Raw genomic sequence first — 24,461 nt, forward strand, 5'->3', positions numbered from 1 at the left:
CGTGGAGGCGCGCACCCTCAGCCAGTTGATCGAGGAATGCCGGGAAGAGCTCGACGACGACGTGGCTCCCTACCTGTGGAGTGACGCCGCGCTGACCCGCCATCTCAACGAGGCTGTGGAAGAGGCGTGCATTCGGGCGCGGCTGCTCGTCGAGAGCGGCCGCCCCGATATTTGCCACATCAACCTTGAGCCCGGTCGGGCTGACTACACGCTTCATCCGACCGTGTACGTGGTCCGGCGCGCGGTGCTGGCCAGCAACCTGTCCGACCCGCTCTGCAGGACCACCAGCACCGCTCTCGACGGACGGCACTGCCACTGGCGCACCGAGGCAGGGCGCCCGGAGTACCTGGTGCGCGATCAGCAGGCCCGTGAGGTATCGGTCAGCCCGGTACCGGAGGAGTCGGACGTGCTGCAGCTCACCCTCTGGCGCGTGCCGGAGGCTGCAGAGGCGATGGAAGACAGCGAGGACGAGCCGGTGATCGATGCCATCCACCACCGGAAGCTGGTGCACTGGGCCTGCTGGCGGGCCCTGAACAAGCGCGATTCCGAGCAGCGGAGCACTGCGGACGCCGATCGCCACCTCGTACTGTTCGAGAGCTACTTCGGTGAGCGGCCCACCGCGCGCGCGCTGCAGCAGCTGTCGATCGACCCGACCACCGGCACCCAACCCACGTGGTTCTGACATGCCCGTTCGCGATGAAGATCTCCGCCCTGGTGGCCCGTGGCCACTGGGCATCAACAACGTGGCCGGAGAGGGGGCGCTGCCGACCGATGACGACGGGATCCCGCGCGCTCTGCGTGAGGCGGACAACGTCGACCTGGACGCCGCCGGTCGGCCTCAACGCCGGCGAGGGCATCAGCGCTTCCACCCTGGGACGCTGACTCACTCTCTGTGGGGCCACGAGCTGCTGCATTACGGGCTTTTTGTCGACGGCGGCCAGCTCCATGCTCTGCACGAGGACGAGCGTGTAGAGGCGCTGGGCATCGAGGTGGGATTGGACCCTGTGAGCTACGCGCTGATCGGTGACCGCGTCTTCTTCAGCAACAGCACGGCCAGTGGATTCCTCGACATCGACCTGCAGGGGCATCCCTGGGCGCCTGAGCAGCCAGCGGGACAGCCCGCCCTCGTGCAGGCGGCCGGCAGTGCCCTCGCGCCAGGCCTGTACCAGGTCGCGGTGACGTTCTTGGACCGGCTCGGCCGCGAGTCCGGCAGCACGCTGGCCGTGGCGATCGACGTTCCCGAAGGCGGAGGCGTCGAGCTGAATGACATACCGCTCCCGTCGGCACCGGGTACGGTGTCGGCTGCGATTTACATCTCCGGACCGAACGACCAGGTGATGCGGCAGTACGCCATTCTCCCGGCCGGTACCCGGTCGGCACCGGTGCTGTCGCCCGGTGAGGGCAGGGCGCTCACTACTCAGTTCCTGCGGCCCCTGCCGGCAGGCCACATTGTGCGCGGTGGGCACGGCCGGCAGTTCGTTGCATGCGGTCAAGAAGTCCTGTGGTCGGAAGCACTGCGCTACGGCATGTTCCGACCATCGGCCAACCGCATGCGGTTCAGTGCACCGATCGACTTGATGGAGCCAATTGGTGATGGGTCTCCGGATGGAGCGGGCCTCTACGTTGCCTCCGGTGCGCGTACCTATTGGTACGCCGGCGCCGATCCCAAGGATTTCAGCCAGACGGTGGCGCGTGGCAGCGGTGCGGTTCCGGGTTCGGCCATGGTCGTCAACGGCGACGTGATCGGTCTGCAGTCCGCAGCCCCCGTGCTGATCTGGCTCGCGCGTGACGGCTACTTCTGCATCGGTCTGCCTGGCGGTCAGGTTCAGGTGCTGAAGAAGGGGGAGGCGGTCATCGATGACGCAGACCATGCCGCAGTGCTACTGCGCCAGCAGGACGGACTCAGCCAGCTGGTGGCCGCGCTGCGGGCACCGCAGGGCCAGTCACTGGCCGTGACCGATCGGGCCGTCGCCCACGTCATCCACCGGGATCCCTGACCTATGACTCTGTTGGCCAAACCGGACGACGTGAAGCGTCGCCTGGAGATCTGCCGCGCCTGTCCGAACGCCGAGCGCGTAGGACGTCGCCTCTTCCTGCGCTGCAGGCTCTGCAGCTGCCCCCTGGCAAGCAAGACCCGATTCCAAGGGGCCTCCTGCCCCGCGGGCAAATGGTAACCACCGAAGGAGCAAATCGATGAACGTCATGAAGGCCCTGCAGTCCCTGGGCGCGGTGGGGCGCGATGCAATTCGCGCGATCCGCCAGCACAAGTACGAACGGTGCGAATCGGGTATCTATATTCCCGCCGCGCGCGTCAGCATCGGCGGCATCTTCCGGCATGCGCACGCGCCTGCTGGTGGCGAGCTCGGTCCGTGGCAGGTCGACCCGAACCGCCTGGTCAACGAAGGCCTGAACTATCTGCTGAACGCTGGAATGGGTGGCGGCAGTCAGCAAACCGCCTTCTACCTGGCCCCGTTCACTGGAAACGTCACCCCTGCAGCGGACTGGAAGGGCAGTACGTTCAAGGACGTGGCCTCCGAGTTCACGGCCTACGCCCCCGCGACCCGACTGCCTTGGACCACCTCGCCGTCCACAGCAGAAGCCATTGGCAACACGGCCGCACTGGCTGCAGCGACATTGACCTATTCCGCAGGCGGGCCCTACAACCTGTACGGCATCGGGCTGCTGACCGGATCGGCAAAGGGCGCAACCGCGAACATCCTGATTGCTGCGACCCGGTTCGCGACCCCGCGCACCAACCAGCTCGCCGGCGACAAGTTGGCGATCGAGTACGTGCTCTCTGCCAAGGACGGGGGTGACGTCCCGTAATGAGCGGCGGACGGCATACCGGCTGGACGCCGATCGTGGTGGTTGGCGATCGGGCGGCCGCTTCGCTGCATGTGCCGGCGGGGAGGAAGCTACTGGGATTCGTTGTTCAGGAGGCCGCTCGCAATGGACTGGGGACTGCCAGTGCAAGGCAGGAAGCGGATGACGGAACCCTTATCGTGGCCGAGAAGATCGGTGAACTGACGCGGTTGACGATCGTCACGCCGGAGCCGCAACCGCCGATCGACCCAGTCGACCCCATGGGCGGCTTCATCCTGTGGCCTCGCTGGAACGTGCACACGGGTGATCCGACCGACCGTGGCTCACAAGTGGACCCCGCAGGTGAGAACCCGACGGCCTGGCTCGAGTTCAGCGGCCGACGCCTGATCACGCGCTACTGGAAGCGCTGGGACGTTGTCGACAATATCATCGGGGCTCGGTATGAGAGCTACAACCAGCCAGACCGGTATCCAGCCGGTCTCCACTTCTTCGGCAACGTCGACTGGAAGGACGGTAGGGATGTGGCTCTGTCCTTCTATGGGTATGGCGTCCGGTACCTCCGCGACCTGACCCTGATCGACGACGGCGCGCGCTGGATCTTTCAGCAGGGCCAGATACTGTTCGATCGCATTGCCTATCGTGATGCGATGGTCGATACACCTCCGGACTATCTGTCCTGGCGGCTGACATCCGGTTGCCTGCGCAGGGCGGCTGATGGACACCATGAGCTGCTGGTGACGTTCACCCACTATGTGACCAACCAACCGACCACTGCTCAGTCGGCGTTCGTGGTGTTCAGGATCAATCGGAGCGAGGGAACCCCCGAGAAGGGTGATTGGGAAGTGGTGCAAGGCAGCCACCGCCTCCTAGGAATGACACCGGGCAGGATCAATCCACAGGACGAATCCTCCGCGAACGGATTTAACGACGCAGCGCTGCCCTGGTTCTTCAATGCCGATGGGACCAAGGCAATCCGCACGGTGAGCAGTGAGCCGACCACGGTGTTCGGCCTGGTCAATACGATGACGCAGGAGGTGGAAATCTCCGGCGTCGGTATCGACCATAGGCTGAGCCGGGCCGACTACCTGATCGGTGACTACACCAACGCCCTTGGGGCCTTCGCGCTGGTCGCGCCGACTCGCGGCCTGGTGGCTTCCGACTATGCTGGTTCTGAGCGTAGGGATGCCTACCTTGAGCTGCGGTTGAGCCAGGGGCAGGTTGCCACCGAGGCGACAGGGTATCGCGGGACCCTGCGAGTGCTCGTCGTGCTGGAGTTTGATGGCGGGGAACTGCCATTGATCGACAGGGATTTCTCCGTCGGCAGCGATCGCCAGGACTATCACTTCCTGGCGTACATGGATCTTCGCCACAACCTGTTCTCCGGTTGGCGGCTCCAAGGCGTGAATGGTGTCCACAGCATTCAACCATTCGCGTACATGGGCGGGCGATTGGTGTACGGCGAGATCGAGGCCGTGGACTGGGATCCGGCCAGTGGCCTGCCAGCTCCTTTCCTCGGCCTTGACACCCGGGCCCCTGGTGCTGTCGCTGACGGCCTCGTTTTCGGGAACTACTGGACCGGCGCGTCAGGCTCTGGATGGGGGCCGCGCGACGGTACCCAGCACGGGGTGATCTGGCGCAAACACCCGCGCGAGGGCCTGGTCTTCTTCTCGGCCGCTGCAAGCCTCAGAACAGCCATGGTCGAACGTCAAGGCGTGACCGATTTCCTCGGCTTCGATTGGAGCGGTGGCTGGAACTACTGCAAGGGTCGCTACTGCGTGTCGATCCCCGGCCCGTACACCGGCACGCTCAACTACCTGACGGGCTACGAGCTCGGCGCGGTCACTGGCGTGGTTGCCGATGACCGTCGCTTCTACCCGCTGACGTCGCTGCCCAAACCCATATAGGAGCCTCAATGGCGGTCATCACTTCCACCGGGTTCGAAGCGCTGCTGCTCGGGCCCACGTCGTTCGACGGGATCTTCCGGAGCGGCTGCATCGAGATCCGCTCGGGGATCCAGCCCGCGCGTGCAGACCTACCGCCCACGGGCCAGCTCTTGGCACGTATTACTCGCGATGGCGGGCCGTGGCAGGCGGGCGGAACGGCCAACGGCCTGCATTTCGTCCGCAATGGCCGCTATGTCTACAAGGATCCAGTGGAGCGCTGGCTCTTGCGAGGCGTGGCGAACGGCCTGGCCGGGTGGTTCCGGCTTGTGGGCAACGAGCCTGACCTCGGGCAGATCTCTTTCACTGCGCCGCGCATCGACGGAGCAATCGGACTGGATGACGGGTCCGCTGGCGACTTCCAGATGCGGCTTCCGACCCTTGCTGTGACTCCCGACACCAGCATCGAACTGGGTGACTGGTGGTACGCGATTCCCCCTCTCTGAACCAGGACCACGAACCATGACGATCTCGATTCCCCTTGCTCAGGCGCTGCTGCAGCAAGTCAAAGGCGCCCTCGATGGTGGTTTCATCTACATATACGCCGGTCCAGTTCCGGCAACGGCCGACACTGCCCTGGACATGGCCGCCGCACATACCCAGGTCGCCAAGCTTGAGGTCGCGGGCCAAGGGCTGACCTTTGCGGCTCCAGTCGGGAACGTTCTGCCGAAGAACCCGTCCGAAGACTGGCAAGGCCTGATCGCCTTCGACGGCGCCAATGCTGCCGCACCGAACCTTTCGCCTTCCTTCTATCGCTTCTGTGCCGCTGGTGATGATGGAAGAGGGGCAACTACTGGCATCCGCCTGCAGGGCACCGCTGGGGGGCCTGCATCGAATGCGGCCGTGCTCTTCAGCTCCGACACCGTCGTGGCCAATGGCACCAACAGCACCGGCATCAGCATCTTCAATGTGGTCGCCGATCAGGCCAGCTGACATGCTCTCGAAGCCGCCCTCCGCAAGATTCATTCCCCCGCAGCCTGCCCGCGAAGCACAGCCGTACAGTGCGGCCTATACGTTCTGCGGCGGCGAGCCCGCGAAGGGCTATTGGCGGCAGTCGTGCAGCGAGGGGACGATGGCTGTCCCGAACAACGGCGCAGTGCAGTTGCCGCAGAACGCGACGATTCTGGGCTACGAGCAGTCCGGCGGCACCAGCTACGTCCGCTACCAGGTTTGTCGCAGCGTATTCGTCCAGACGGCACCGCCAGGGCCTATCACGTGCACCAGCTATCCGGAGCAGAAGGCACGGCCGGCATCGCCTCGAGTCCCTGGGCGCTTCGAGTATGCGAGCGTGTTCGCGTGGGACGCCGGAGCTCGGAGTGAGGCCGAGCTCGATGGTGATCTGGCTATGAAATTGACAATGGGTCGTGTGGTTGGGGTTGTGGTGGGGCTGTGTACCGATCGCGACAGGCTGGAGGATCCTGCAGCCATTCTTCATGGGCTCTACTTCCACCAGAGCCCCGGCGGCTTGATGCAGGCCTGCGCGATCGAGTCCGGGGCGAGGGTCAGCGAAGTTCGAACCTACAGCGCGGCAGATGTCTGGCAGGTCCGCAGGGTGGGGGGCGCCGTCGAGTACGTCTGCAACGGTGATCGCTTCTACCGCTCGCTGCATCTGAGCGAAGGTCCACTGCTGGTCGGCTGCGCCATGTTTGCCACCGGAGACGTCATCGAATGACCATTGAGTTCGTTCCCCTTGACGCCGCTTCGATCGACGGCAACGCCAGCTGCGCGTTGGTAGTTCGCGCGCGGGGTGCTGGCCATGGATTTGCCGGCAGCGGCGCTGCCCTGCTGAGGCTTCGCGGCGCCGGCATTGCGCAGGTGCGATTCGGCGGCGGTGTGGACCCGGTTGTCCCTGCGCACGGTGCTGCGGCTCTGCAGCTCAGCACGGATGGGGTGGCATCGCTGCACCTGGTCGGGGAGGGAGGCGCATCAGTCCAGGTCATTGCGGCTGGCTTCCAGGCCGCCCCTGGCCATGGCGGTGGCGCGGCGAGGCTTTCGATCCACGCACGTGGGCGCCAGCTCACAGAGCCTATGGCCTATGCGGGGCTTGAGGCCATTCCTCGCATGGTGTCGTCCTTCGGTGGATTGTGGTTTGTCAGCCCACGAGCTGCATTGGACATGGGACAGTCGGAATCGACACTGCCGACCCACGTGCTGGGCGAGGCAATGGCCTTCGGAGCAGGGCGGCGAAGCACCCAGTCAGGCAACAGCGCTGCCGCTGATGTGTTGAGCCTGGAGGACACAGTCGCGATCGTCTACCAGCTCCTGGTGGAAGAGTGTGTCGTGTTCACGCCGGCGGCGCAGGCGACTGTCTCAAAGCTGGAGCGAGTTCTAGACAGGCTTCTGCTGCTGGGGGCGTGCCGGTCCTATGCGGATGCGGTCAATGCGATTGCCGGCGGCTTGTGGTTTGGTGCTTTGACCGAAGTCCTCAAGTCCGAACGTGTCGCCGATAGCCTGGTCGCCTCGGATCTGGTTGGGAACCTGCAGCGTGCGGCGGACCGTCTCGCAGAAGAGCTGCTGATCGACGCAGACGCGTTTGGATCGGGCACCGGCGTCGTACTGATCAATGAGCGCGCGCTGGTGGCCGCCGGCGAAGTTGATTGTGCAGAGGCTCTGCAGCGCCTTGGTGACGGGCTGGGGTTCGTCACACGTTTGGCGTTGGACACCGGTGAGTACATTGCATGGGTTCTGAACACCGAGAGCCGCGGTCTGTCGCGGTACACGAATTATCCGTTCAACAGCTTCGCCAAGATCGGCAGCCGATACTACGGTGCGGCGAGCAACGGACTTCACCGACTCGACGGCGATGACGATGACGGCCAGCCGATCGCCGCACGCATCAGGCTCGGGCTTTCCGCGCTCGGGACGCGGCGGCTGAAGCGGGTGCCAGAGGCGTTCGTCGGGTACACCAGCACAGGCACGCTACTGCTGCATGTGATCACGGTGAATGAGGAATCTGGCCAGAAGGAGGCCGCCATCTACAAGATTCTGGAGCGACCGGCGACAAGCACGCGCGAGACGCGCTGGAAGCTGGGCAAGGGGATCAAGGCAGTGGACTTCGACTTCATCATCGAGAACGTGGATGGGGCCGACTTCGATCTTGCGGCGATCGAGTTCCGGCCGGTCTATCTCGAACGACGGACAAGGGGGTAGATATGGCGGGGCCTTGTTTTTGGCGCGAGCTCAGTGGTGTGGTCCAGCAGTGCGGCGATGATCCGGAGCCCGAGGAATACCAGCTTCTGGTCACCAACGGATACGCATATCCGTGGAGGAATCCGGAGTTCTTCAATGGCGCCGCAGGCTTTGAGTACGGCGTCGACTTCGAGCTAAGGATCGACCTTCCGGACGGGCCAACTGCCATTCCGATGGTTTTCGAAGCGGAAGGGCGGTACCTGCTGGATGGGTACGTACCCGTTGATGCCACGCCAGGCCTAGCGGTCCAAGGCGGCAATCAATGGAGGGTTTTCATCTTGCTGCAGTGGTCTTGATTGGAGAAGAAACATGGCTTCGACCTGGTGTCCTGACCTGTCGGCGGATGCCGCGGTCACACTCGTTGGCAGTGCCCACGATAAGTTCATGGAGTTGGGGGCCCAAACGTACAGTTTGGCGATTTCCAACCTCGACGGTCTCAACAGTGTTCGCCTGGACCCTGTCGACTTCAATGTCGACTTTCGCTTCGCTGATCCCCAGGCGACGTTCCAGCGGCCACGGCGTCCGGACCTGGACGACGGGGCATTGGAGTTCCGCGCTCCCGATGTTCCGCTGCCCAGTGCGCCGGGATTCGCGGCCGCACCGATCTCGATCAGCGAAGCCCCCGAGCTCGATGCTCAACCACCAACGCTGGCGTTCGGTGCCAAGCCGACCACACCCAGTGTGGTGGAGCCGACGCTCCCGATCGACCCGGCGGAGATCGTGCTGCCGCTGGAGCCGAACTATGTCCTGCCGCAGGTGCCGACCTTTGAGGCGTTGAACCTGCCGGCGGTGCCGAACATCTCCCTGCCAGAGTTCGACGCCGAGAGGCCGGTTTTCATCGAGCCGCCATTCAACGACACCTGGCAGTTCGAGGCGACGCCCTACGTCAGCACGTTGGTCGACACGCTGACCTCAACGCTCAAGCCCATGATCATTGGAAGCCAGGCGCTGCCCAAGATCATTGAAGACGCAATCTTCCAGCGGGCCCGCAGCCGCATTGAGCTCGAGACCCATCGGAACGTGGACCAGGCAGTCGCAGAGTTTGGGGCCCGAGGCTTTGCCGAGCCCCAGGGCATGCTCGCAGGAAGGATCCTGGAGATCCGCCAGACCGGCCAAAGCGCCGTTGCCGAGGCTTCCCGAGATACTGCGATCAAGCAGTTCGAGGAATCGCTAGCCAACCAGCGCATGGCCATCGCCCAGGGCGCCGCCCTCGAGGGGACGCTGGCGCAGCTGCACACCGAAGAGCAGAAGGTGCTGCTGCAGGCGGCGACGTTCCAGCGCGAGACCGTCATCGCAGTGCTGAATGCCAGGATCTCGGTCTTCAACGCGCGCCTGCAGGCCTACCAGACTGATGCCCAGGTCCTGCGGGATCGCATCCAGGCAGAGCTGGCCAAGGTCGAGGTCTTCCGCGCCCAGATCGAAGGCGAACGCGCTCGGGGTGAAATCAACGAGCAGCGGGTGCGCCTTTACGAGTCCCAGCTTCGTGGCGTGACTACCCTGGCCGACTTCTACCGCACCCGTGTGGAGGCGGTGAAGGTCCAAGCCGACATCAATCGGTTCGGCATCGACAAGTACTGCGCCCAGGTCGACGCCTACGAGGCGCGCTGGCGTGCCCACGTCGCCGAATGGCAGGGCTACACGGCAAGCGTAGAGGGAGAGGGCAAGCGGGCGGACCTGTATCGCACTTTGGTCGATGCCAACGCCAAGCGTGTGGATGCCTGGGCGGCGAGCAACAACATGCAGTTCGAGGCGGAGCGCCTGCGCATGGCGCAGCACGGTGTGAACCTGGACGTCTGGCGCGCCGGCATCGCCCGCTGGGACGCCACCCTGAGCGGTGAACGTGCTCGCCTGGCGGCCGTGGGCCAAGCCTTCGACGCGAAGGCTCGTATTTACAGCGCCGATGCAGGCGTGGAGCAAGTGGCTTCAGCGGCTGCCGACCGCAGTTTCGAGCTCGGCCTCGCGCGAGAGCGAGCATCGGTCGAGGCCCAGCTGCAGCACGCGCAGATGCGGATCCAGCAGATGCTCGGCTTGCTGTCCCAGTCGGGCGAGATCCAGCGCGCGAAGGCGCAGATCTCTAGCCAGTTGGCTGCCAGCACGATGAGCGCCGTCAACTACGGCGCAACCGTCTCCAGTGGCCGCAGTAAATCCAGTTCCTGTTCTCAGAACTTCAGCTTCCAGGGCGAGATCGCCGACGCGTGATCAGCCTCAACCACAAAAGGGGAACCGCATGGCCATCAATGATCGAGACGAACTGAATCCTGCCGGCGTCGCCCCCGGGCAGGCCCGCATTGCGCCCAGGCCGAGTGCCGGCACAGCGGCCGGCTCCGCGCTACGCAGTGGCGTTGCCGGGAGCGTGGCGTTGGCGCGGCGGGCCGCCGGCGCCGGTTTGCGCGCTGCTGGCACCGTTGCCGACGCCATCACGGCGCCAGGGCGTGAGGCCGGCGGGTTTGTGCGGGACGCCGGTAGGGCCGTTGCGGGTGCAGCACCGTCATCAGAGCAGGGGCAACCACTGCGTGCACCGAGCCAACTGGACCCAGTTGGCGGTGCCACCGCCGCGCTGAATCGCTTGTCGCCGCTGCGCCTTCCGTCAGCCCCGAGACCCAAGCCATCCTTCTCTGGGGTCTCGGCGAGCGTCGATTCGACCGCGCCGCTCAGCGGTTCCCGGCTGGCCGGGCGACCGCCGATCGGGGCGGACTTCACAGGTGTCAGTTCGAGCGTGAGCTCCACGGCGCCACTTGCGGGTGCTGCAGGTGCTGCAGGCGTTGCAGCTCCCCGGGCTGCAGCAACCACTGCGGCGGCGCCGAGCACCTACATGATGCAGGACGGCCGCACCGCCGCTTTGCCGGCAGGCATTACCCGCACAGTGGATGCCAACGGCAATTCTGTGTTCACCGGGTCCGCCGCCACCGTCGCAGCCGCAAGTGGGGCTGCCTCAGGCGCTCCAGCAGGCGGCTCCCTGGCTCCCCTGGTGTCGCCCCTTGCTGCCGCGCCGGCAACGCCGGCAGTGGTTGCTCCCCGGCCGACCCCGCAGATTGCGCAGCGCGGCCGTCAGGGAGGGATCATCGAGAATCCGGCCGATACCACAGTGGACAAGCTCACCCGCGCAATGGGTAGCGCCAGCTTGAAGGGCAGCCCGAGCGGTCGTGCCGCCGTAGCGCAGGCGATCCTGGGCGAGGCAGGCGCGCGCCAGGCGGAGCGCGCATCTGCGCTCCGCACCCAGGACGAAGCCGATCTTGCTGCAGGCCAGGCAAACGCGGTCGCGGCGCAGGGCGACGCCAACCGCGCGCTGCAGGCCGGACAGTTCAATGCCCAGATGCAGGACAACGCTGCCAATCGCCAGGCGTCGCTGGAAACGGCGCGCATCGCTCGGCGTCCGGAGATCTCAGTTGCTGCGGACGGCAGCATGGGTGTTGTCGGTGGTGACGGCAGCTGGCGGCCCGTGACCGGTGCTGATGGCAAGAACGTGCGCGCCGCGCAGGCGCCGCGCCAAACCGGCGAACTCACCGACGCCGATCGCCTGAAGTCCTACACCGATCGATTCAACGCTATTTCAGGGAATGTCGCTATGGATGAGGCCGGGAAGAAGGCTGCCTTGGCCGAGCTCGACGCGGATCCGCTCTATCGCGGATTGCGGCCTGAAGAGTCGCCGCCGGTTGCCGGCGCGCGTAGGGCGCCGGATGGGAACTGGTACGTGCAGAACAACGACGGAAGCTACTCGAAGGTGAACCTCTGATGGCAACGCTTGAAAAGGTCGATGGAAACCCGTTTGGGGCAGCTCCAGCGGCGGGCCAGGCGCCGTCAGCGGGCGACAAGGTCGCGCGCCGACCGACTCTGTCCCCCGTGCAGGGAGATCCGTTTCAGAAGGTCGCCAAGCGCCCGGAGCGCACCTGGGGCGAGGCTATCAAGGACACCGGGCTCGGCATCGCCACCGGCGCTGCGAACATCATTGGTGGCGCCATTGAGCAGCGAAACTCTCTGGAGCCGACGAACCTGGTGCGGCAGGGCCTGCGCGGCCTGGATCGCCTGGGCGTAAAGGGGGCATCGGAGACGGCCGCTCTGGTGCCGGGCACGCCGTCGGAAATCTTGGGTGGACGTCGTGCTGGATCCGACAGTGCGGGCCTCTCCAAGGCGACGCAGATGGCCACCGACTACCTCGGCGAGAGCCAGTCTGAAGCGCTCAAGCAGGAAAAGCAGGAGCTGCAGGACACCAAGGGCTTCTTCGCCAGCGCCGGCAAGGTGCTGTCCTCGCCGCGGCTGATCGGAAACTTCCTTGCCGAGCAGGTGCCGAACATTGCCACGATGGGCGCTGGCACGCGCGCTGCAGCGGCTCAGGCAGGCGTGCGGGCCATGGCCGGGGCGCTAGCCAAGGGCCTCGGTACCGAGGCGGCGGAAACAGCTGCGACTGCCGCTGGGCATCGGGCAGCGACGGCCGCTGCCACTGGTATGACGACGGTGATGGAGACGGGTTCGGCAGGCCAGCAGACATACCAGCAGGCCATGGCACAGCCGCAGTCGGTGTGGGACGCGAATCCGGAGTACAAGCGAATGGTTGCCGCCGGCGGCGACCCGCAGACGGTGAAGGAAACGATCGCGCGTGGCGCGTCCATGGAAGCGCAAGCCATCACGGCACCAATCGCCGCGATTGCCGGCCGCATCGCGGCGCCGTTCGAGGCTGACGTTTTCACCCGCGGCCTGGCACGCAAGCCGAAGGCGATGCTGGCTGGTGCCGCGCGAGAGACTGTCGAAGAAGGCCTCCAGGAGGGCGGGTCGCAGTTGGCCGGCAATCTCGGTCAGCGTCAGGTCGACCCGGCCCAGGCAGCATGGGAGGGCGTCCCCGAGGCCGCTGGTACCGGTGCGGCGATTGGCGGTTTGCTCGGCGGCGGCATGGCCGCCGGCGGCGCGATCGCCAGCCGTGGCGACAATCAGGCCGCGGTGGCAGCCGATGCTGAGCGCGAGCGCCTGGCACGTAGGCCAGTTCCCACGCCGCCATCGCTGCCGCCGCCACCGATTCCACAGATGCTCGCGCTCCCGCCGCCTGAAGTGATGACCGCGGCCCCGGATGGGACCATCACGCCCGGCGGTGTTCGACCGGAGGTGATGGCCGAGCCCGAAATGCGGTTCCCGCAGGGCCGAGGCATGTCCGCGCCCTTCGACGGGCGCCGGGTCGCTACACGTCCACAGCCATCGGTGCCTTTCCCCGACGCAGTCCCCGACTCGATCGCAGATGTAGCCAACCTGGTGTCCCAGGCTCGGCGGCCCAACGAACTTACTGCCATCGCGGCTATCGCCGAGCCCGAGCCTGCTCAAGTGCAGGGCGGCCAGGCAGGCCTGGCTACGCCCGAAGTGTCGGCAGCTGCGGCACCGCCGCTGGCGCCCGCAGTCGCGCCACCATGGGTTGACGCACAGACCGGTGAAGCGCTGCGCGAGCCGACCCCGACGGACATCAAGCAGCTGCTGCACAACGGCCTGCAGTACCAGGTCGAGACCCATGGCGGAATCAACACGCCGACGCTGCTGCGCTCCATGCGCGATCAGTACGGACTGCCCAGTGCTCGCGTGCGGCCGCTGCTGGAAGAGGTCAAGGGCGAGCGACGTCGTGGTCTTACGGAGCCGCCGGCGGACGCCGGCACTCCAGCTGCGGCGGAGGCAGAAAGCACGGCGCGGCAGCCGCAGCGGAATGCTGCGCCGCAGGCGGATCTGCAGCTGGACGGCCCCGCAACCACCGACCGTTCCGCGCCGGCGGCGCTGGCCAGCGAACTGCAGCTCGCACCAGGGCAGGTGGAGGCGCAATCGGATACCGGTTCGTCTCGCGAACCGGTCGCAGAACCGCGCGCTGTTGGCGCGACGGACGCGACCACACTGGCCGAGACGGCTCCGGAGCGGGCCGTTGCCGAGCCGGCGCCAGGACAGGAGACGGCGTCCGCGCCCAGTGACGCGCCGAAGGTGGCCACTGCGGCTGCTGAGGCTGCGACGAACCCGCAGAACGATCTGCCTGCGCCGACGGACGCGCAGAAGGAGGCCGGCAATTACAAGAAGGGGCACGTCCGCATCAACGGCCACGACATCAGCATCGAAAACCCCGCCGGCAGCCAGCGGGATCCACGTTGGCCGGCGCTGAAGAACCACTACGGCTACTTCAAGGGCACCGTCGGCAAGGACAAGGACCACGTCGACGTCTTCATGACCGACCGCGCTGAGGATCCAGCGCTACCGGTGTACGTGGTCGACCAGGTCAACAAGGACGGCTCCTTCGATGAGCACAAGGTCATCATGGGAACCGCGTCGGAGCAGGAAGCCCGGGATACCTACTTGGCCAACTACTCGAAGGGCTGGACCGGCCTGGGTGGCATCAAGGAAATGTCGCAGGAGCAGTTCAAGGCGTGGGTGCACGACCCGAAGAAGACCACCCGTCGCGTCACCAGGACCAAGCCGGCGGAGGCAGCGCCGGCGCCGCAGCCAGCTACGAGCGTCGGTGAAACGGGCCAGATCGTCAGCACCGCGGCCGAAACTGTCGGTGCGACGGCAGAAAGCGGCAGCGCGTTGGCCAAGAACGGGACAGAACCTGCAGCAGCTGCAGCACCGGCCGCGGGTGAGCCCGGCCCGGCCTATACGCCCAAGGTGCGACGCATCGCTGGCTCGCCGCAGTACGACCGCGGCGACATTGGCACTCTCGGCGCCTACTTCACGCCGGGGCGCATCGTGAATGCCTACGGCAACACCCGGGATCGAGTGATTGAGTTTCGGCCGCCGGGGAAGGATCCGCGCTGGCAGGTGAAAGTTCAGCAGGTCGATTCCGCCGGCAACCCGCTGCCTGACGAGGCTCCGCGCTGGCACAGCACCATCCCGTCGCCGAACGACCTGGAGCAGGTGCTCGGCAAGCCGGTCGCGAAGGCGCGCAAGGCTGCCGTCCCTGCACAAAGCAGCACCTCGGCGACCGACGCTGCGCCCGCGACGCCACAGAAGAAGGCCGCTGGTCCGGCGGTGATCGAAGACCTGGGCGAGAAGCTGGGCGGCGCGCGCAAGGACCTGGCCAAGCCGACCGGTGCCCGGCCGCAGCGTCGGGCAGATCCGGACGGCGACCAAGACACTGGCGCAGCCTGGTCAAAGAAGTACGTCGCGATGGAAGACACCCGCAACCCGGGAACCTGGCGCCTGTTCAAGGCGAAGAAGGGCCGCCTGGGCAACCCGTTGGCCAGCCGGCAGACCTTTGCCAGCCAGGCCGAGGCCGATGCGGCAATCCCGATGGTCGAGCTGGCTCGCAATCACCGCGCCGTGGAGCGCGCGCCCAACAACTGGGCGATCGCGCGCGACGTCACCGATCGCAAGCGCGTCTATCTCAAGGACGGCTTCGACAGCCGCGCGGCGGCGCTGCAGTACATGGCCGAGAACGCGCCAGCGCTGATCGAGACCAAGACAACCGTGGGCGAGGACGCTCTGCCGCGGCCGGACCAGGTCATGCGCATCGGTGAGGCGCGGCGGGAGGGTGACGTCCAGGGCCAGCAGTTCATGGACACCTTTGGCTTCCGAGGTGTCGAGTTCGGGAAATGGAACAACCAGGACGAACGCCAGGAGGTGATGAATCACGCCTTCGACGCGCTGGTCGACCTGTCCGAGCTGCTGAACCTGCCTCCGCGGGCAATGAGTCTGGACGGTCAGATTGGGCTGGCCTTTGGCGCGCGTGGCCACGGCCTCAGCGGCGCCCGCGCGCACTACGAGCGCGACTATGCGGTGATCAACCTGACCAAGCTGAAGGGCGCCGGCTCCCTGGCCCACGAGTGGATGCACGCACTGGACCACTATCTCGGCAGGCAGGATGGCCGGGGATCGGAGCAGGTGACCAACGGCCGCGGCGACAAGGTAATGAAGGCGTCTGGCGTCGATGACTACCTGAGCAATGCCAGCCGCCTGCGGGGCAATGTGCGCAGGGAGCTCCGAGCGGCATTCCAAGAGCTCATGGACACCATGCGCACCCGTGCAGAGCAGTACGTCGAAGACACGGCGCGCGCTGAATCCTTCCTGGGCAAGGCCCGTGACCAGGTGCAGAAGCAACTGGGAGACCTGCGGGCCCACATCGAGAAGGAGCGGGCGTGGGGATCGCGGAAGCGACCGGCCACGCAGCAGGAGCTGGCCGCGTTCGACGCTGCTGCAGACCGGTTGCTCAACGGTGAGACATTCAGCACCGATGCCAAGCCGACCAAGGGAGGTGGCGTCCGGTTCACCAACGAAGAGCTGGACACGCTGGATGGCGTCCTGAAGGCTGTTACCAACCGCACCGGCTTCAACTCCGATCGCACCGGTTCGCTCGATCGGCTGCGCGATGCAATGGGTACCTACCAGCGCCGGGTGGAGCTCTGGCGATCGGCGGATGCCGGTGAGGCGAAGACCAAGAGCGTGCCGACCTCGTTCGTGACCGAGGCCCGAAAACTGGATGACGGCCGCGTGGGCAACTACTGGACCACGCCGCACGAGCTCCTGGCGCGCGCCTTCAGTTCCTACGTTGAAGACCGCCTGCAGGACGCCGGCCGCGCCAGTGCGTTCATGTCTTTCGGTTCGGATCCGCGCTTCGCTGTGCCGGTCGGTACCGAGTTCGCTCGGCCGTTCCCTGGCGGGGTCGAGCGTCAGGCAATGAATGCCGCATTCGACCGCTTCTTCGCCGAGGTCAAGCACGAAGAGACCCCGACCGGCGGCGTCCGCCTCTTCTCCCGCCGTGGGTGGGAGGCCGACTTCCCCGACGTCGTGACGGCTCACCGTCCCGGGCGCCTGAGCGCGCATGCGGATTACGATGCAGCCAAAGCCGGCGACGACACCGCGGCGCTGCGCGTGGCGCGCGACGTCATCACCCCGCAGTTTGTCCAGGACGTGCGTGCCGCGCTGCCGGAAGGCAGCAAGCCCCTGGTGGTGGCCGTGCAGTCCCAGGAAGCCACCGGCAACAACCGCATCCCGCGGATGGCTGCCGAGGTGCTGGCCCAGCGGCTGGGACTGCAGGTGTCCGAAGACATCGTCCAGGCCGCGAAGGTCAACCGTAGCGCCGGCGATGCTCTGCACCGGCTGGCCAACCAGCCCCCGTTCACCGGCAAGGTGGAGAAGGGCCGCGACTATGTCCTGATCGATGACACGCTGACCCAGGGCGGCACCCTGGCCCAGCTGAAAACCCACATCGAGGACAACGGCGGGAAGGTGGTGCTGGCCACCGCTTTGACCGGCAAGGACTATTCGCGGAAAATCGCCCTCAACTCCCAAAGCCTGGCCGACGTCCGTGAACGTTTCGGATCAATCGAACCCTGGTGGCGCGACCAGTTCGGCTACGGCTTCGAAGGCCTCACCGAGTCCGAAGCGCGCACCATCCTCACCCTCGACAAGGGACGTCTCGATGCTGACGCCCTCCGAGATCGAGTCGCTGAAGGCCGAGTATCGGGCCTCCGGCCAGTGGGCGAAGGAGCAGCTGGCGAAGGATCCAGAGCTGAAGCACCTGGGCCCGGCGGGCGGGTAAATCGATCGGCTGCACCGGCTGCCAGCGGCGGCCTGGACTTCGACCGCGCGCTGCAGCTCAAAACCGATCTGACCCAGCACTGGGGCGAGAACGCGCCCAGCGTTGTCGTGGTGCGCTCGGCCGAGGACTTCCCAGCCAGCGCCAAGGTCGATCCAGGCTATCGCCGGGCCGAAGGTGTGTACGACGGGCGGCCCACCGTCTGGATCAACGCCGGCAACATCGCCACCGAGCAGCGCTTTGCTCAGGTGCTGGCCCATGAGGCTATTGGCCACTACGGCGTGGAGTCCGTGGTGGGGGCCAAGGATTGGGCCCAGATCGTCGACGCGATTGATCAGCTGGCCGCGAACGGATCTGGTTCTGCGGCACTGAAGTCGGTGCTGGCCGACGTGACCAGGCGCTACGGCACCGTCGATCGCGAGACTTTCGCCAAGGAAGCGATCGCCGTCATGGCGGAGCGGGGGATCCGCAACAGCTTCACCAGCCGCGTGGCCGCGGCAGTGCGTCGCTTCCTCCGCCGGGTGATGCCCTCGCTCAAGTGGTCCGAGACCGAGGTTCGGGACCTGCTGAGCCAGGCCGACGGCTTCCTGCGCGCCGGCATGTCGGCGCAGGCGCAGCGGGAAATGGTGCGTTCCTACTCGTTCGCCCAGCCGCAGATCGACGGCCGCGGCGAGGCCTTCCTCGAGCAGAATGGCGGCCGATTTCTCCGCCGCGACGATCAGTGGTACCTCGCTGACGAGCGCGGCCGGCCGGCCGACTTCCCGACCCTTGGCGCCGCGCGCGCTGAGGCCGAGCGCACCGGTGGCCAGGTCCTGGCCGATCCGATCGAGAATGGGCCGCGCACCTGGAGCGTAGTGCTGCCCAACGGCGCCGAGGTGACACGGGCCGCCCGCGGCCGCCTCTTCAGCATGCCGCCGGCAGACGCTCTCGCGGACATCGATGCTATCCAGCAGGGTCTTCAGGGTGAGAGCGTGCTGGCGCGTGCGCGGCAGAAGCTGGCAGACCTCAGCCTGAGCAAAGTGAAGGACGCGTTGCGGCCCACGTGGCTCGGTGCGCTGGCCACCCGCCACCTGACGGAGTTGGGGCGCGACTATTTCCCGACCATCGATCGCTATTCGGACTACCTGGCCGAAATGCAGGCCGATCGGAACAAGCTGCAAGCGGAGGCGGAGGCGATCGCCGAACCTGCCCGTCAGTGGGCTAGCAAGAACAAGGCGGAAAGCCGGCGCCTGTTCGATCTCATGCACCAGGCCACGATGGACGGCGTCGACCCGTCCCGCGAGTATCAGCCCCTGCAGTTCAAGGCGCCAGGGGGCCAGGGACTGCAGGAGGTCAACCGCAAGAACGTTCAACACGCGATCAATGTGATCCAGCAGCAGATGAGGGAACGCAGCGGCGACACCAAGACAAACATGATGAACGAAGTGAAGACGCTGAAAGCAATGCTGAAGGTCGAACCACGCCGCCGCCGGCAATATGTGCCCTTGGTCGAGCAGTGGTCAAAGCTGTCTCCAGAAGCAAAATCGTTCTATCTGCAGTTCCGTGATGCCTATCGATCAAGGTCCGACGCAGTGGAAGAGGCCTTGATCCAACGCATCGAGGACCTGAAGGGGGGCGATTTGGTTGGAGGCCAGGTCATCAGCGACAGTAGCCGACGCATGCTGGTGAACAAGATCCGCGAGCAGTTCGAATCTGCGCGGCTGCAAGGCGTCTATTTCCCCCTGCAGCGCTTCGGCAAGTTCTTCGTTGCAGCGGAGAAGGACGGTACCAACACCTTCCTCATGTTCGAATCACAGAACGAGCTGGATCGAGCCGTGAAGGACCTCCAGGCCAGGGAATGGGGCATCACCGCCCGGGGGATGAAGATGGAGGGCAAGGCGGCCGACGCACCGAGCGGCACCTTCGTGGCCGACGTGATCGACCAGCTGCGGACGGCGCATGTCTCCGACGCTGTTCAGGACCAGGTGTACCAGCTGTATCTGCAGACCATGCCGGAGCTGTCGATGCGCAAGCACCAGATCCACCGCAAGTCGGTGCCTGGTTTCGACCCTGATGCCGTGCGTGCCTTCGCCTACAACATGCAGCACGGGTCGCACCAGCTGGCCCGGCTGCGATATGCCCACAAGCTGCAGGGTGTGTTGACCGACCTGAAGGACGCACAGAAGAAGATCCAGGCATCCCCCAGCGTCGACACGCGAAAGATCGTGGCCGGTGACGCCCTCTTGGAAGAGCTAGGCAAGCGGCACGAATGGATCATGAATCCGACCGATTCGGAGCTGACCAACCTGATCGCGTCCTTCGGCTTCACCTACTACCTGGGTGCCACACCGGCGGCGGCGCTGGTGAACGTGACCCAGACCGCCCTGGTCAGCTATCCCTATCTGGCCTCACGACACGGCGGGGTCAAGGCGATGAACTACCTGCTGGCCGCCAGCCGCGACGCCGTGCGCACGGTGGGCAACATCCAGAAGACCCTGACCGACCCCGACGAGCTCCGCGCCTATCAGGCGTTGGAAGTCGCCGGCGCGATCGAGAAGACGCAGGCCCACAACCTTGCCGGCATCGCCGAGGGCGGCATGACCGGCTACAACCCGGCTTGGAGCAAGGCCATGGAGATCATCGGCTGGGGCTTCCACAAGACCGAGGTGATCAACCGCGAGGCGACCGGCATGGCCGCCTACCGCCTGGCACGCGCGGATGGCAAGTCGTTCGACGAGGCGGTGAAGTTTGCCCGCGACGCCATCTTCGATACCCACTTCGACTACAGCAACGCCAACCGTGCCCGCTTCATGCAGAGCGGCACAGCGAAGGTGCTGCTGATGTTCCGGCAGTACAGCCTGAACATGACCTGGGCGCTCGGGCGGATGGTATGGCAGGCCACCAAGGGGCAAGACCCCGAAGTTCGGCAGATTGCCCGGCGCAACTTGACCGGCCTGCTGGGCATGAGCGCACTGTTCTCCGGCGCGATGGGGCTGCCGATGATGGGCATGATCATGGGAGCGCTGAACGGGATCCAGGCCACCTTCGGGGATGACGACGAGCCTTGGGATGCCGAGACCGAGCTGCGGGCATTCCTCACCGGCCTGCTGGGGCAGGGCGGGGCGGATTTGCTGCTGCATGGCCCAGCCGACAAGCTGACCGGCGCGAACATTTCCGGCCGTGTCGGACTGGACAGCCTGTGGATCCGCGATGCCGATCGCGAGCTCGACGGCCGCGGCATGTTCAACAACCTGCTCGAGCAGGCCGCGGGGCCGATGGGCGGCGTCTTGAAGAACGTGCTGGTTGGCAAGCAGCAGGTCGACGAGGGCCACATCATGCGCGGCATCGAGACCATGCTGCCGAAGGGCCTCAAGGACATGATCAAGGCCGGCCGCTACGCCACCCAAGGCGTGAACACCCTGCGCGGTGATCCCGTCGTGGCCGATCTGTCGCCTTGGGAGATCCTGCTGCAGGCCAACGGCTTCGCGCCGGAAAAGGTGTCCAGGCAGTACGAGACGACCCGCGCGCTGAAGAACTACGAGCAGCACATCCTCGATCGCCGCAAATCACTGGTAAATGCCTTCGCCATGGCGCTGCGCAATGGTGACGCCAGCGACCGCGCCTCCGTTCTGGCCAAGATCCGCGACTTCAACAAGGTCAATCCGGAGCTGGCCATCACGTCGAGCGGTCTGCAGCAGTCCATCAAGAACCGCGCCCGCTATAGCGCCAGGGCCGAGGCCGGCATCATCCTCAACCCGAAGCTGGCCGCACGTCTGAACAAAGCCGTGACTGGATAGTTGCTGCAACTTTGCGCCGCCATCGGATCTGCTTGGATGAAACCAATGTGAAGGCGCCGGCGATTGTGCCGGCCCTATCGATACAGGGGCATTGGTTGATGGACAAGAAGGACTTGCAGGTGGTGGCCAGTGGAAAGGGATCGCAGGAGAAAGCCCAGCCGAGGGACAGTGGTGCTGGTTTTCTTTCGCCTGCAACAGGCCTGGAGGTGGGGCCCAAGGCATCGAGGGGGCGGCATTCCCGCCGCCAGACGCTGGAGAAGGGCATGGAAGATGAGCGCCACAAGGCTCAGGTGGTCTCGATGGAGGCCTTTAAGGCAGGCCGGGCAGGGCAGATCCCGCCGGAGGTGCTTGATATGTATGACCAGCTGACACGGGATCAACACGCACAGGCCCGTAGCTCGATGGTGTTTCTGTCCACGATGCGGCGGATCCTGGGATTGCCCGACCTGTGAGGTCCACAGGGCCGCCGCGGCGGCCCCTTTCCCAGCTCAGGGCACTCACGGCGCCATAAGGCCGGCGTGCTGTAATCCCGCCATGTGCTACTCCGCCCAGATCACCGCCGCCTACCAGAAGCTGGTCCGGATGACCGGCGCCACGCTGTCCCTGCAGGAGTTCGCCGCGCTCTACGCCCACGACTTTGGCAAGAAGCGGCCCAAGACCCCGAAGGCTATGGACGACGCCTTCCGGGGCGGGGCAAGCCCGGCGGAGCTGGCGGTATGGGCCGAGGTCGAGCAATGGAACCAGGCCGAGGCCGCCCTCCTGGAGCAGGAGCTGTTCGCCAACCGCAAGCGGCTGGCCGACGCTGAGCGCGCGCTGCAGGTGAAGGAGACGAAGAAGGCCCGCGAGGACGTGCGGATTGCCGGCAACAAGATCGAGCGGGCCAAGGCGCGGCTGGCGGATCTGCAGCGCGTTGAGCCGAAGGACCGTGACAGCCGCATCTTTCCCGGCGTCTATGCCCCGGTGATCGTTTCCGAGGCAGGGAAGCTGGTCATCAAGCCGATGCGCTACCAGTGCCGGCTGGCCGGGAAGCCGGCCAACTACGACCAGCGCTTCCCCGGCACCTACAACGCCCGTCGCGACAGCCTGGAGAAGTTCTGGGCGCCGGCGTTCGGCCACACCCACGGGCTGATAGTGGTGGACACGTTCTAGGAGAACGTCGAGGGGCCGGACGGGAAGAACCAGGTGGTGCAGTTCACGCCGCGCACTGGCGAGCCCATGCTGGTAGCGTGCCTGTGGTCACACTGGAAGGATCCGGCCGGCAAGGATCCTGATCTGCTGTCGTTCGCCGCGATAACGGACGAGCCTGAGCCCGAGGTGGCCGCGGCCGGGCACGACCGGACCATCATCAACATCAAGCCCGAGCACGTGAACGCTTGGCTCAACCCGAACCCGGTCGACCTGGACGCCCTGTATCGGATCTTCGACGACAAGCGGCACCCGTTCTATGAGCACCGCCTTGCGGCGTGACAGATCAGGCGGCCTGTGGGGAGCGACTACCGGCACCGAGGATGTGGTCACACTCCACGAGCCGAGCGTTGCTCACAGCCTGACGCTCGCCGCATCCGGCGCACGCGAGTAAGGTGCCGCCTTGCATGGTCTCCAGTTCAGGTGCTTTGGCATGGGTGATGTGTTTGCAGTGGTTGCAACGGACACTGACTGCAGTCACGCGGTCGAGGTTGCCATCGCGGTCGCGTACTGCATCAAGATCGAGAACGTAGAAAAGGCCTGTATCGGGCATTGCGGTGTACCAAGAAATTTTGGGGATGTTGCACTGCTCAATGCCTCCATCTTGTGATGGCTGTCCGCATTCAGCATCACGGGTTCCTGAATTCTTGTGCAAGTTGCTGCTACCTCACGTAAACGTTCTCATGCCTCTGTTAGGGTCGGCCTGATCAAGGAGGTGCGCAATGCCCATCAGAGCGGTTGTATACGTGAGCGGTGCGGGCGAAGAAATCGCCGGCGACAAGCTGGGCCTGTCCAACGGAAAGCTGGATCACATTGTGGACGACGCGGCCCGGTTCAACCGTAATGCTGGGGTTACGGGGGTGCTCCTCTTCGATGGCGAACGCTTCCTCCAGTACCTGGAGGGACCGGAGGACGGGCTTTCGGTCGCCTATTCCAGAGTTCTGGGTGCCAGCAGCCACAACGGCGTGGTGGAGCTGCAAAGGGGCAGGGTGGGTCAACGCCGCCTGCCGTTCTGGCCGATGAAGTGGCTTCCGGTAGAGCCAGTGGAACTGAAGCGCCTGGCCCACGCCGATTGGACCCGATTTAATCAGCGCGGCGATGCCGACGATGCCAACGCTACGGCCATGGACCTCCTGGCCGCGTTGGTCGAACCGTACGCTATTGCCGCGTAGCTGTGCTAGGTGGGCTCCATGGCGCTAGCATGGCTCTCGAGCCCCTGACCGAGATGGCCGGACTGGATCATGGAAGAATTGCCGAAGCGGAAGAAGAAGCCCGGCCACAAAGACGGCTTCCCTTGGAAGAGCCTCATCGCCGTGGTGGTGATCGTCAGCATTGTCCTGGCTGTAGCCGAAATGGCGCGGATTGACCGCGAGTATCGGTTGCAAGCGAATCGCCAAGCGCTTGAGGCTCTAGAAGGCGTGACCCAAGATCCGGCGTTTCAGGTAAGACAAGCGCTGGAACGGGCTCAGGCCAGCGACGCGGCCTTGAGAGAGCAGGTTAAGGAAGAGCCGCGAGCTTCGACCGAAGAGCATTGAAGGTTCATGTTGCATGAGGCCGGAAGCGCCTGAGCGACGCCGCGCCGGCACAGAGTCGACTATGGCTCGACTCTGCCCGAACGATTCAGCCAGGTCGCCGCCACGTTCGCAGTATCTGCGACGGCCGGACGTATCCTGCCGGCCATGCCGCTTCCCGACTCCTTCTACTGGACCGCACGCTCTGCGAGCTGGCCGGACGATCCGCTGACTGTGATTGCCTGCCAGGGCGTCTGGGTCTTGTCCATGACCGAGCGTGTCGATGATGGCATCTGGGTCGCGCACCTCGATCGACATCGGTATGGTCCTGGCAACGGACCATGTCGGAAATGCACCAGCTACGAGCAGGGCCGCGTTGGTGCCGAGCTCTGGGTGGTGAGGCACGAGGCGAGGCTGCGGGACGACGTGGCGAAGATCGTCGGATGGCGAGAAGCGATCCGAGGCAATCGGCTGGCCAAGGGCCGCTTGAAGCCTCCGTTTCCGGGGATGGAAGGCGAGTAGCACAGATCAGCGGTCCAACCGCGGTAGC

Annotated in this window: 16 protein-coding genes and 1 pseudogene; all 17 read left to right on the top strand. The window is 65.5% G+C overall.

Going from position 1 to position 24,461, the window contains the following annotated elements; genetic code table 11:
• The first annotated feature begins 1 nt into the window (after position 1).
• The 17 genes and pseudogenes from AC5P6X_RS02730 to AC5P6X_RS02810 all read left to right on the top strand — a co-directional run bounded on the left by AC5P6X_RS02730 (position 2) and on the right by AC5P6X_RS02810 (position 24,433).
• A complete protein-coding gene (locus tag AC5P6X_RS02730; RefSeq protein WP_154344357.1) occupies positions 2-682 on the top strand; it encodes a phage adaptor protein in 681 nt (226 codons plus the stop codon).
• Position 683: 1 nt separating this feature from the next.
• Entirely contained in the window at positions 684-1,997 is a 1,314-nt protein-coding gene (locus tag AC5P6X_RS02735; protein WP_495215323.1) for a hypothetical protein, read from the top strand.
• A 196-nt stretch (positions 1,998-2,193) separates the two neighbouring features.
• Positions 2,194-2,826 (top strand): hypothetical protein, encoded by a 633-nt coding sequence (locus tag AC5P6X_RS02740; protein WP_495215324.1) that lies wholly within the window; start codon positions 2,194-2,196, stop codon positions 2,824-2,826.
• A gap of 176 nt (positions 2,827-3,002) precedes the next feature.
• Positions 3,003-4,727, top strand: coding sequence for a hypothetical protein (locus tag AC5P6X_RS02745; protein ID WP_495215325.1), 1,725 nt, complete (start codon positions 3,003-3,005; stop codon positions 4,725-4,727).
• Between the two features lie 8 nt (positions 4,728-4,735).
• Entirely contained in the window at positions 4,736-5,209 is a 474-nt protein-coding gene (locus tag AC5P6X_RS02750) for a hypothetical protein (protein WP_005409215.1), read from the top strand.
• 16 nt (positions 5,210-5,225) lie between these two features.
• Positions 5,226-5,696, top strand: a complete 471-nt coding sequence (locus AC5P6X_RS02755; protein ID WP_005409216.1) for a hypothetical protein — start codon at positions 5,226-5,228, stop codon at positions 5,694-5,696.
• Between the two features lies 1 nt (position 5,697).
• Entirely contained in the window at positions 5,698-6,435 is a 738-nt protein-coding gene (locus AC5P6X_RS02760; protein WP_495215326.1) for a hypothetical protein, read from the top strand.
• Positions 6,432-7,913 carry a hypothetical protein gene (locus tag AC5P6X_RS02765; RefSeq protein WP_495215327.1) on the top strand — a complete coding sequence of 494 codons (1,482 nt, stop codon included), beginning with the start codon at positions 6,432-6,434 and terminating at the stop codon, positions 7,911-7,913. The genes AC5P6X_RS02760 and AC5P6X_RS02765 overlap by 4 nt, the downstream gene beginning before the upstream one ends.
• Before the next feature lie 348 nt (positions 7,914-8,261).
• The gene (locus AC5P6X_RS02770) at positions 8,262-10,151 is read left to right on the top strand and encodes a hypothetical protein (RefSeq protein WP_495215328.1); all 1,890 of its coding nucleotides are present in this window, start codon (positions 8,262-8,264) and stop codon (positions 10,149-10,151) included.
• Between the two features lie 613 nt (positions 10,152-10,764).
• Positions 10,765-11,685: a hypothetical protein gene (locus tag AC5P6X_RS02775; protein ID WP_164172659.1), complete on the top strand. Its 921-nt coding sequence runs from the start codon at positions 10,765-10,767 to the stop codon at positions 11,683-11,685.
• A complete protein-coding gene (locus tag AC5P6X_RS02780; RefSeq protein ID WP_495215329.1) occupies positions 11,685-21,215 on the top strand; it encodes a PLxRFG domain-containing protein in 9,531 nt (3,176 codons plus the stop codon). The genes AC5P6X_RS02775 and AC5P6X_RS02780 overlap by 1 nt, the downstream gene beginning before the upstream one ends.
• Before the next feature lie 32 nt (positions 21,216-21,247).
• Entirely contained in the window at positions 21,248-21,667 is a 420-nt protein-coding gene (locus AC5P6X_RS02785) for a hypothetical protein (RefSeq protein WP_495215330.1), read from the top strand.
• Between the two features lie 82 nt (positions 21,668-21,749).
• Positions 21,750-22,682: pseudogene (locus tag AC5P6X_RS02790) on the top strand (SOS response-associated peptidase family protein).
• Between the two features lie 151 nt (positions 22,683-22,833).
• Positions 22,834-23,010, top strand: a complete 177-nt coding sequence (locus AC5P6X_RS02795) for a hypothetical protein (RefSeq protein ID WP_158230121.1) — start codon at positions 22,834-22,836, stop codon at positions 23,008-23,010.
• 112 nt (positions 23,011-23,122) lie between these two features.
• On the top strand, positions 23,123-23,572 hold the full coding sequence (locus AC5P6X_RS02800) for a BLUF domain-containing protein (protein WP_495215331.1): 450 nt from the start codon (positions 23,123-23,125) through the stop codon (positions 23,570-23,572).
• 69 nt (positions 23,573-23,641) lie between these two features.
• Positions 23,642-23,935, top strand: coding sequence for a hypothetical protein (locus AC5P6X_RS02805; protein ID WP_495215332.1), 294 nt, complete (start codon positions 23,642-23,644; stop codon positions 23,933-23,935).
• A 144-nt stretch (positions 23,936-24,079) separates the two neighbouring features.
• Positions 24,080-24,433 (top strand): hypothetical protein, encoded by a 354-nt coding sequence (locus tag AC5P6X_RS02810; RefSeq protein WP_495215333.1) that lies wholly within the window; start codon positions 24,080-24,082, stop codon positions 24,431-24,433.
• Positions 24,434-24,461: the final 28 nt, after the last annotated feature.

The sequence above is a fragment of the Stenotrophomonas sp. YJH_SMC_40 genome (assembly GCF_059368615.1).

Excerpts from the sequence above, each read along its gene's own strand:
- AC5P6X_RS02735 (WP_495215323.1), top strand. The coding sequence starts at position 684 with ATGCCCGTTCGCGATGAAGATCTCCGCCCTGGTGGCCCGTGGCCACTG.
- AC5P6X_RS02740 (WP_495215324.1), top strand. The coding sequence starts at position 2,194 with ATGAACGTCATGAAGGCCCTGCAGTCCCTGGGCGCGGTGGGGCGCGAT.
- AC5P6X_RS02750 (WP_005409215.1), top strand. The coding sequence starts at position 4,736 with ATGGCGGTCATCACTTCCACCGGGTTCGAAGCGCTGCTGCTCGGGCCC.
- AC5P6X_RS02755 (WP_005409216.1), top strand. The coding sequence starts at position 5,226 with ATGACGATCTCGATTCCCCTTGCTCAGGCGCTGCTGCAGCAAGTCAAA.
- AC5P6X_RS02760 (WP_495215326.1), top strand. The coding sequence starts at position 5,698 with ATGCTCTCGAAGCCGCCCTCCGCAAGATTCATTCCCCCGCAGCCTGCC.
- AC5P6X_RS02765 (WP_495215327.1), top strand. The coding sequence starts at position 6,432 with ATGACCATTGAGTTCGTTCCCCTTGACGCCGCTTCGATCGACGGCAAC.
- AC5P6X_RS02770 (WP_495215328.1), top strand. The coding sequence starts at position 8,262 with ATGGCTTCGACCTGGTGTCCTGACCTGTCGGCGGATGCCGCGGTCACA.
- AC5P6X_RS02775 (WP_164172659.1), top strand. The coding sequence starts at position 10,765 with ATGATGCAGGACGGCCGCACCGCCGCTTTGCCGGCAGGCATTACCCGC.
- AC5P6X_RS02780 (WP_495215329.1), top strand. The coding sequence starts at position 11,685 with ATGGCAACGCTTGAAAAGGTCGATGGAAACCCGTTTGGGGCAGCTCCA.
- AC5P6X_RS02795 (WP_158230121.1), top strand. The coding sequence starts at position 22,834 with ATGGGTGATGTGTTTGCAGTGGTTGCAACGGACACTGACTGCAGTCAC.
- AC5P6X_RS02800 (WP_495215331.1), top strand. The coding sequence starts at position 23,123 with ATGCCCATCAGAGCGGTTGTATACGTGAGCGGTGCGGGCGAAGAAATC.
- AC5P6X_RS02805 (WP_495215332.1), top strand. The coding sequence starts at position 23,642 with ATGGAAGAATTGCCGAAGCGGAAGAAGAAGCCCGGCCACAAAGACGGC.
- AC5P6X_RS02810 (WP_495215333.1), top strand. The coding sequence starts at position 24,080 with ATGCCGCTTCCCGACTCCTTCTACTGGACCGCACGCTCTGCGAGCTGG.